Source organism: Kitasatospora sp. NPDC058170, from assembly GCF_042883905.1.
Lineage (GTDB): Bacteria > Actinomycetota > Actinomycetes > Streptomycetales > Streptomycetaceae > Kitasatospora.
This window is the reverse complement of sequence record NZ_JBHVUV010000002.1, coordinates 359,362-362,184: the sequence shown is the minus strand read 5'-3', so window position 1 is coordinate 362,184 and position 2,823 is coordinate 359,362. Positions and strand designations below refer to the sequence as shown.

1 protein-coding gene is annotated in these 2,823 nt (G+C 69.6%); it reads left to right on the top strand.

Annotated elements, in window-relative coordinates; genetic code table 11:
- Positions 1-162: 162 nt before the first annotated feature.
- Positions 163-2,775: a DNA gyrase subunit A gene (gyrA, locus tag ACFVVX_RS04540; RefSeq protein WP_387941291.1), complete on the top strand. Its 2,613-nt coding sequence runs from the start codon at positions 163-165 to the stop codon at positions 2,773-2,775.
- Positions 2,776-2,823: the final 48 nt, after the last annotated feature.

Sequence of the window (2,823 nt, the reverse complement as noted above, 5' to 3'; positions counted from 1 at the left end):
GCCCGCGCCGACGACCTCTTCTCCGTCCTGATGGGCGAGGACGTCGAGGCCCGCCGCTCCTTCATCCAGCGCAACGCCAAGGACGTCCGCTTCCTGGACGTGTGACCGGGGCCCGCCCCCGCCAGCACAGTCCAGTCACGCGTGAAAGGAAACTGACCACCAGTGGTCGACGACAACCGTCCCGACGGCGAGCAGCCGGACGCCAGCACCGCAACCGACACCGACACCTTCGTGTCCCGGGTCGAGCCGATCGAGCTCGAGACCGAGATGCAGCGCTCGTACCTCGACTACGCGATGAGCGTCATCGTGAGCCGTGCGCTGCCCGAGGTCCGCGACGGCCTCAAGCCGGTGCACCGGCGCGTGCTCTACGCGATGTACGACGGCGGGTACCGCCCCGAGAAGGGCTACTACAAGTGCGCCCGCGTCGTCGGCGACGTCATGGGCAACTACCACCCGCACGGTGACACCTCGATCTACGACACCGTGGTCCGGCTGGCCCAGCCGTGGTCGCTGCGGATGCCGCTGGTGGACGGCAACGGCAACTTCGGCTCCCCGGGCAACGACCCGGCCGCGGCCATGCGCTACACCGAGTGCAAGATGATGCCGCTGGCCATGGAGATGATGCGGGACATCGACGAGGAGACCGTCGATTTCGCCGCCAACTACGACGGCCGCTCGCAGGAGCCCACCGTCCTGCCCGCGCGCATCCCCAACCTGCTGATCAACGGTGCCACCGGCATCGCGGTCGGCATGGCCACCAACATCCCGCCGCACAACCTGCGCGAGGTCGCCTCCGGTGCGCTCTGGGCGCTGGAGCACCCGGAGGCCTCCGCCGAGGAGCTGCTGGAGGCCCTGATCGAGCGGATCAAGGGCCCGGACTTCCCCACCGGCGCGCTGATCGTCGGCCGGCGCGGGATCGAGGACGCCTACCGCACCGGGCGCGGCTCGATCACCATGCGCGCCGTGGTCGAGGTCGAGGAGATCCAGGGCCGCCAGTGCCTGGTGATCACCGAGCTGCCGTACCAGGTGAACCCGGACAACCTCGCGCTGAAGATCGCCGACCTGGTGAAGGACGGCAAGGTCGCCGGCATCGCCGACGTCCGCGACGAGTCCTCCTCGCGCACCGGCCAGCGCCTGGTGATCGTGCTCAAGCGCGACGCCGTCGCCAAGGTCGTGCTGAACAACCTGTACAAGCACACCGACCTGCAGACCAACTTCGGCGCCAACATGCTGGCCCTGGTCGACGGCGTGCCGCGCACGCTGTCGCTGGACGCCTTCATCCGGCACTGGGTCAACCACCAGGTCGAGGTCATCGTCCGGCGCACCACCTTCCGGCTGCGCAAGGCCGAGGAGCGGGCGCACATCCTGCGCGCCCTGCTGCGCGCCCTGGACATGATCGACGAGGTCATCGCGCTGATCCGGGCCTCGGCCAGCGCCGACGCCGCCCGCACCGGCCTGATGGGGCTGCTCTCCATCGACGAGCTCCAGGCCAACGCGATCCTGGAGATGCAGCTGCGCCGGCTGGCCGCCCTGGAGCGCCAGCGGATCATGGACGAGCACGACGAGCTGCAGCGCAAGATCGACGAGTACAACGCGATCCTGGCCTCCCCGGTCCGCCAGCGGGAGATCATCTCCGAGGAGCTCACCGCGATCGTCGAGAAGTACGGCGACGAGCGGCGCTCCACCCTCATCCCCTCCGACGGCGACCTCTCCATCGAGGACCTCATCGCCGAGGAGGACATCGTCGTCACCATCACCCGTGGCGGCTACGTCAAGCGGACCCGCTCCGACCTCTACCGCTCGCAGAAGCGCGGCGGCAAGGGCGTGCGCGGTGCCCAGCTGAAGCAGGACGACATCGTCGACCACTTCTTCGTGACGACGACCCACAACTGGATCCTGTTCTTCACCAACAAGGGCCGGGTCTACCGCGCCAAGGGCTACGAGCTGCCCGACGCCGGGCGCGACGCCCGCGGCCAGCACGTGGCCAACCTGCTGGCCTTCCAGCCGGAGGAGCACATCACCCAGGTGATGGCGGTGCGCACCTACGAGGACAAGCCGTACCTGGTGCTCGCCACCCGGGCCGGGCTGGTCAAGAAGTCCGCGCTGAAGGACTACGACTCCCCGCGCTCCGGCGGCCTGATCGCGATCAACCTGCGCCAGGACGAGGCGGGCCGCGACGACGAGCTGATCGGCGCCGAGCTGGTCTCCGCCGAGGACGACCTGCTGCTGGTCTCCAGGAAGGCCCAGTCGATCCGGTTCACCGCGACCGACGACGCGCTGCGGCCCACCGGGCGCGCCACCTCGGGCGTCAAGGGCATGTCCTTCCGCGAGGACGACGAGCTGCTCTCGATGAACGTGGTCCGGCCGGGGACGTACGTCTTCACCGCCACCGACGGTGGCTACGCCAAGCGCACCGGGGTGGACGAGTACCGTGTCCAGGGACGCGGCGGCTACGGCACCAAGGCGGCGAAGATCGTCGAGGGCCGGGGCTCGCTGGTCGGCGCCCTGGTGGTCGACGACAGCGACGAGATCATGGCGATCACCCTGTCGGGTGGGGTGATCCGCACGAGGGTTTCCGAGGTTCGTGAAACCGGACGTGACACCATGGGCGTCCAACTGATCAACCTCGGAAAGCGCGACGCGGTCGTGGGCATGGCCCGCAACGCGGAGGCCGAGGACGAGGAGCTGGCGGAGGACGAGACGGCAGACGCCGAGTCCACCGCCGAGGTGGCCGAGGGTACGGAGACGGCGGGCGGCGAAGCAGCCCAGGCCTGACCCCTACCGCGTCGGCCGGTGCCGCCGCGCCCCCACACGGGCGCGGCG